Here is a 4,908-nt window from a genome sequence, read left to right on the forward strand (position 1 = left end):
CCGATTGATGACTCGCAACTGCCGACTAAAACGATAGACGTTGATCATGTCGAGCAAAACAGCAGGGTAGCAACTGACCAGTCCGGCAAAATTACGACCCAGCAGGCAAAGCGGATGTTTGCTATAGCTAAAGGGGAGCAAGAGATCGTAAGGCAGGTCCTAAACGAGTTTGGCTACCAGGGTAGCTCTGAGGTGGACAAGGTTAACTACGACAAGATTTGCGCCAGGATCGAGGCACTGGTGGCGGAGAAGGGTGGTAACAATGAAGTGTAAAAAGTGTCAGACCGAGATGGAGGAAAAAGAGGAAAGCTATTTCCTCGGCTACATGGGTTTCTGGTCGCCACCTGGAGATAAAGTTTACAAATGTTGGAGATGTGGAGTTAAATACTACCCAGACGACGAAAAATGGTATGATCCTGCGCAAATCAAGAAAAAGCCAGTTATTGAATTTGAGGGGCCGCTTCCGTTTTAATGTAAAACCGGCGGGCTAGTCCCGCCGGTCCTAAAAAAAGAGAGGAAGGGATAGAAATGCATCCATTGATTGCGATCGCCAAACAGCGCAAAAAGGTTGAGCGCTTGTTCAACAAATACGGGACCATCCAGCATCAGGAAGTCCTGGCAGCGAATGCGGCCCTGGATGTAATGGTTAACACTTACATGCTGACCGCTTATGCGAAAGGGGATGCCACACTGGCCCAGATCAGACAGGCGGCCAGGGAACTGGGGGAAGAAAAGCCATGCGGAAACGGAAAAAGTATCGCTTAAATTTAGTCGCAATTTTGGTCATAGTGTCCCTGATACTAAGTATATACAGTTTTTATGCAAATTATACCTCGGCAAGCGAAAAAAGTTATACGACCTACGTAGTAGCTCCTGGAGATACCCTCTGGGCGATATCGAAGAAGTTTTATCCGGAGCAACGGGATATACTCGAAGGAGTAGACATTATCTGTGAGGCCAACAGCCGGGATGGGAAACCACTAGATCCGATAATTTACCCTGGGCAGGTCTTGATAATACCATTGCGATAAGGATGTGTTGGCAATGACTAAAACAATGCTGAAGAAAATTATAGAGATGAAGAAAGTAGGCGCATTTGATAATGACAAGCTTAAAAAGTATCTAACAAATTACACCGGGAAAGATTGTGATTGTCTTATTTGTTTTAACTACGATGGTCCTGATAATTTATATAATTTCCATGATTTTGACAAATCTGGATGTTTTATAGTTTGCCCAAAATGTGTTCAAAAATATAGAGATATTGATATCGCAGAACTAGAAAAGACATTAGGTAATTCAACAAATTCAAAAGGATTATCCTTAAGATTTAGAGTTTTAGAAAGAGATGGCTTCAGATGTGCATACTGCGGAAGAAGTCCATCAGAGCATGGTATTACATTACATGTTGACCACGTGATCCCAAAATCGTTAGGCGGATCAGACCTGATGAATAATCTGATTACTGCCTGCATGGAGTGCAACGAAGGCAAGTCAAACAGAATCATTACCATACCTGAACATATAAAGTTCAGACTAGAAAGGGCTTGATGCTATGAATAAACCCGATTTGTACACCTTGCTAAAACAGTTCAATGCTATTGGTGGAATGGCTGAAGTTGGACAGCCTGGATTCTGTTTGTTAATGGCTTTATGGCAAAAGTCTAACGAACTGAATTGGGCACACCAATTTACCATGACCAATGCCGAACTGCTTTACAAGGCTGGGTTTAATACGGTTAAAAATCTAATTGATGTCAGGAACAAGCTTTGCCAATTAGGTTACTTCCGGTACATCAAGCCTACAAATAGAAAAAAGGCAGGAACATATATTTTGAATTTTAATCTTTTGGATTTACTTAACTATTCACCTAAAGTAAATAGTCAGGTAAATAATGAGGTGAATACAATTCACTATTTACCTCAGGTAAATAGAATGGTTAATAGTGAGGTGAATAGTCAGGTTAATAGTGAGGTGAATAGTCAGGTTAATAGTGAGGTGAACATTAATAAACTAAACAAAACCAAACTAAACCAAACAAATGATGATGAAGATGATAATAAGGCGGGGGATAGCAAACCCGCCCCCGCCTCCGCCGCCGGATCATGTTTTCGTCTGTTTGAAGGGGAATTTGGAAGGCCGTTGAGTCCCTTGGAGGCAGAACAGATCGCAGACTTGGTGGATACATACACAGAGGACCTTGTGCGAGAGGCCCTCAGGCGAGCTATTGCCCAGGGGAAAAGAAACATCAGGTACATTCAGCGAATTCTTGAGAACTGGCGTAACGCCAATTTGCATTCTTTGGCTGAGATCCTGGATTATGAACAGGTCGTGGAAAAAGAACGCAGCAACAAAAATGCGGCAGTAGCAGCTTTTTACTCAAGGCCGCTACCAGACCCGGACAAAGTAAAAGTTTTGCAACAGAAGCAGAAAGAAGAAGTACTGGGGGCCGTCGCCTATATCAGATACACCCTGGGCAAAAATCCGCCCAGGGATGCTGCAATCAGGCTTGCGCAAGGATACGGAGAGCTGGCCGGGGACATTCTTGCCGAATTGTTTAGGGAGGGGGAAGCATGCAACACATAGGACGAACAGCGCAGGACGTAATAAGCCAGTTGCAGGACAAATGTTTCAGCGAAGGCTATATTGTCTGCTCGCGCTGCAAAACCAGGCAGAAACATGTAACTGGAACGCATCGCTGCCCCAAATGCGGGTTACTTATCACTGTTTCAGACAGATATGGCCGGGCAATAAAGCAGGCTGAAAAAGAAAATGCCCAAATGACTTGTGGTCTGTGCAGGGATAGCGGCATTGTTCGCATTGAGATGCAAGTTGATAATACTCTGGCCGAATACTTTTATCGCTGCCTTTGTGTAGCAGGTAATAAGCGCAAACTTGCCTGGCCCTTATTGCCGCTTGAGTACATTGCGAAGGAGTGAATAGCTTGCTTAACAGAATCATTCTCATCGGGCGCCTGACCAGGGATCCGGAGCTGAGATACACCAACACCGGCAAGGCAGTGGCCAGATTTACTCTGGCAGTTGATCGGCCTTTCAAGAACCAGGCCGGAGAGCGGGAAGCAGATTTCATCAACGTTGTGGTCTGGGGCCAAATGGCTGAAAACTGCAGCAAGTACCTCAGCAAAGGCAAGCTGGCAGCGGTGGACGGCCGTCTGGAAATTCGCTCCTTTGAGGGGCAGGACGGTCAAAAACGCTGGGTAGCCGAAGTTGCGGCTGAAACAGTTCGTTTCCTCAGCCCGCGGGAAAGCCAGCCGGAACCAGGCTGGAATGATGGATTGCAGGAAGCTGGGGACTTGCCATTCTAGCCAACTTGACAAGGCCCTGCCAGTAGGAGTGACCTGGTGTAGCACAAGCCAGGGCGGCTGTTCGAACCAGCACAGGGCCCCCAATACAGCCTTGCAGGAGGCGGTGAGCATGCAAATATATTTTGGGCGCGGCGCAATGTATGCGAAGGTGGAAGAAGGTGACCAAATCCAGAGAGTACCGATTGAACTTGGCGATAAAACACTTCATCCTGGCCAGTATGTAAAACGGCTGGGGCATAAGAAGCGCTCCAGCTTTGAAATGAAGGACGGGTGGTATTTACGGTACGAAGGCAGGATTGATGAGATACTACTGTTTAGTGTTAATGCAATAGGCACTGAAGGCACTGATAATTTCTACTACGCTTTTGTGCAAATCACTCCGAATGATCTACTTGTCCAGAGTGCACAAAATGCCTTTTATGATGTGCATGTAGAGTGGCTTGAAGTTTACGATGAGGTGCCGATGCAAGAAACTATGCAGCAACTGAGTTTATTCTAACTAACCGGAGGTGTATCTGATGACAAAAAAGAAATCCCCCTGGTCCAATGGGGGGAACCAGCCGAATCGCGATAGAATCGCAAAAGAGCATAGGAGCAAACTGAAAAGGTTTCAGGACCTGTTTGAAAATCCGCTCAAGGTGGTTGATATAAAGCAAGGGGTATTGTTTAGCAGGGACCCGGATCCGGCGTACTACCGGAGCTATACCCCTGAAGAGTGGAAACTGATAGAACGGATCAAGATGGCCCAGGAAGAAAAAATACTGGATGAAATAAAACGGGCATGGGAAGAGAGGAAGGCGCGTCGCTTGAAAGCCAGGAAGAGGAGGGCCGGGTGATGACAAAGGGATTGCTGATAGCATACATAGCTGGATTGATTGTACTTGCTCTCCCGGTAATTGCAATGGAGTTGCAGATAAGACGACTCAGGAGGATTTGTGATGAGCTGCGGAAAAGAGGTCTTTGAATTTGTTGTCCCGGGCCGGCCGGTGCCGGCGGTCCGGATGACGCAGAGAGGTAAATTCGTTAAGCAACGGGCTCAGCAATACCTGGCCTATAAGGAGGCAGTGGCATGGTACGCAGTCAGGGCCGGGGTTAGGCGGATTAATGGTCCAGTTGCGGTGGAGATTATCATCTACCTTGCAGACAAAAAAGCTGGTGACTGGGACAATTACGGGAAGGCTATAACAGATGCACTCAATAAGGTGGCATATAAAGATGACCGGCAAATAGTAGATGGTAGGGTTATCAAAAAAACATGTACAAAAGGCGAGGAAAGGGCCGTAATCAGGCTCTGGAAGACTGAGGAGGTGGAACAATGTGGCTAACAGCTTTGAGCTTAATGGCAGCATTTCTGTTGGGTTGGATCATGGCGGCAGTCAGACTGGACAAAAAAGCCCAGGAACAATGCCTGGAATGTATCACTATGAGGGGCGTTGCCCATTTTGCAGATCAGGAGAAATAGTTGAGCTGAGTGAGCTGGACCTTGGAGCATGTTTGAATTGCAAAAGGGTGGTTTAAGATGGAGATGGACAACCTTTTTCCCTGCAAAAGGTATTTTATGGACGTGGAACATTACAGGCGG

General features: G+C 46.4%; 12 protein-coding genes. All 12 read left to right on the forward strand.

Translation table 11 applies throughout. The features are described 5' to 3' along the window. On the forward strand, nt 1-273 hold a 273-nt coding region (locus ULO1_RS15025), incomplete at its 5' end, for a hypothetical protein (RefSeq protein ID WP_207651128.1). After that, entirely contained in the window at nt 263-472 is a 210-nt protein-coding gene (locus ULO1_RS10145) for a hypothetical protein (protein WP_079933505.1), read from the forward strand. The genes ULO1_RS15025 and ULO1_RS10145, both read left to right, overlap by 11 nt. 56 nt (nt 473-528) lie before the next feature. Then, on the forward strand, nt 529-765 hold the full coding sequence (locus tag ULO1_RS10150) for a hypothetical protein (RefSeq protein ID WP_079933506.1): 237 nt from the start codon (nt 529-531) through the stop codon (nt 763-765). Then, complete coding sequence (locus tag ULO1_RS15440) at nt 738-1,031, forward strand: LysM peptidoglycan-binding domain-containing protein (protein WP_079933507.1); 294 nt, start codon at nt 738-740, stop codon at nt 1,029-1,031. The genes ULO1_RS10150 and ULO1_RS15440 overlap by 28 nt, the downstream gene beginning before the upstream one ends. Before the next feature lie 13 nt (nt 1,032-1,044). Then, nucleotides 1,045-1,551: an HNH endonuclease gene (locus ULO1_RS10160; protein WP_079933508.1), complete on the forward strand. Its 507-nt coding sequence runs from the start codon at nt 1,045-1,047 to the stop codon at nt 1,549-1,551. Nucleotides 1,552-1,555: 4 nt separating this feature from the next. Beyond that, nucleotides 1,556-2,587, forward strand: a complete 1,032-nt coding sequence (locus tag ULO1_RS10165; protein ID WP_079933509.1) for a DnaD domain-containing protein — start codon at nt 1,556-1,558, stop codon at nt 2,585-2,587. Beyond that, a complete protein-coding gene (locus tag ULO1_RS10170) occupies nt 2,575-2,940 on the forward strand; it encodes a hypothetical protein (protein ID WP_079933510.1) in 366 nt (121 codons plus the stop codon). Before ULO1_RS10165 ends, ULO1_RS10170 begins: the two co-directional genes overlap by 13 nt. Nucleotides 2,941-2,945: 5 nt before the next feature. Then, a complete protein-coding gene (locus ULO1_RS10175) occupies nt 2,946-3,326 on the forward strand; it encodes a single-stranded DNA-binding protein (RefSeq protein WP_079933511.1) in 381 nt (126 codons plus the stop codon). A gap of 109 nt (nt 3,327-3,435) precedes the next feature. Continuing rightward, nucleotides 3,436-3,825, forward strand: coding sequence for a hypothetical protein (locus ULO1_RS10180; protein ID WP_079933512.1), 390 nt, complete (start codon nt 3,436-3,438; stop codon nt 3,823-3,825). Between the two features lie 19 nt (nt 3,826-3,844). Beyond that, complete coding sequence (locus ULO1_RS10185; protein WP_079933513.1) at nt 3,845-4,162, forward strand: hypothetical protein; 318 nt, start codon at nt 3,845-3,847, stop codon at nt 4,160-4,162. Nucleotides 4,163-4,264: 102 nt separating this feature from the next. After that, complete coding sequence (locus ULO1_RS10190; RefSeq protein WP_079933514.1) at nt 4,265-4,651, forward strand: RusA family crossover junction endodeoxyribonuclease; 387 nt, start codon at nt 4,265-4,267, stop codon at nt 4,649-4,651. Further along, the gene (locus tag ULO1_RS14795) at nt 4,642-4,788 is read left to right on the forward strand and encodes a hypothetical protein (protein ID WP_159446885.1); all 147 of its coding nucleotides are present in this window, start codon (nt 4,642-4,644) and stop codon (nt 4,786-4,788) included. Before ULO1_RS10190 ends, ULO1_RS14795 begins: the two co-directional genes overlap by 10 nt. The last annotated feature ends 120 nt before the right edge of the window (nt 4,789-4,908 follow it).

This window comes from Carboxydocella sp. ULO1 (assembly GCF_002049255.1).
Classification (GTDB): domain Bacteria; phylum Bacillota.

Excerpts from the sequence above, each read along its gene's own strand:
- ULO1_RS10145 (WP_079933505.1), top strand. The coding sequence starts at position 263 with ATGAAGTGTAAAAAGTGTCAGACCGAGATGGAGGAAAAAGAGGAAAGC.
- ULO1_RS10150 (WP_079933506.1), top strand. The coding sequence starts at position 529 with ATGCATCCATTGATTGCGATCGCCAAACAGCGCAAAAAGGTTGAGCGC.
- ULO1_RS15440 (WP_079933507.1), top strand. The coding sequence starts at position 738 with ATGCGGAAACGGAAAAAGTATCGCTTAAATTTAGTCGCAATTTTGGTC.
- ULO1_RS10160 (WP_079933508.1), top strand. The coding sequence starts at position 1,045 with ATGACTAAAACAATGCTGAAGAAAATTATAGAGATGAAGAAAGTAGGC.
- ULO1_RS10165 (WP_079933509.1), top strand. The coding sequence starts at position 1,556 with ATGAATAAACCCGATTTGTACACCTTGCTAAAACAGTTCAATGCTATT.
- ULO1_RS10170 (WP_079933510.1), top strand. The coding sequence starts at position 2,575 with ATGCAACACATAGGACGAACAGCGCAGGACGTAATAAGCCAGTTGCAG.
- ULO1_RS10180 (WP_079933512.1), top strand. The coding sequence starts at position 3,436 with ATGCAAATATATTTTGGGCGCGGCGCAATGTATGCGAAGGTGGAAGAA.
- ULO1_RS10185 (WP_079933513.1), top strand. The coding sequence starts at position 3,845 with ATGACAAAAAAGAAATCCCCCTGGTCCAATGGGGGGAACCAGCCGAAT.
- ULO1_RS10190 (WP_079933514.1), top strand. The coding sequence starts at position 4,265 with ATGAGCTGCGGAAAAGAGGTCTTTGAATTTGTTGTCCCGGGCCGGCCG.
- ULO1_RS14795 (WP_159446885.1), top strand. The coding sequence starts at position 4,642 with ATGTGGCTAACAGCTTTGAGCTTAATGGCAGCATTTCTGTTGGGTTGG.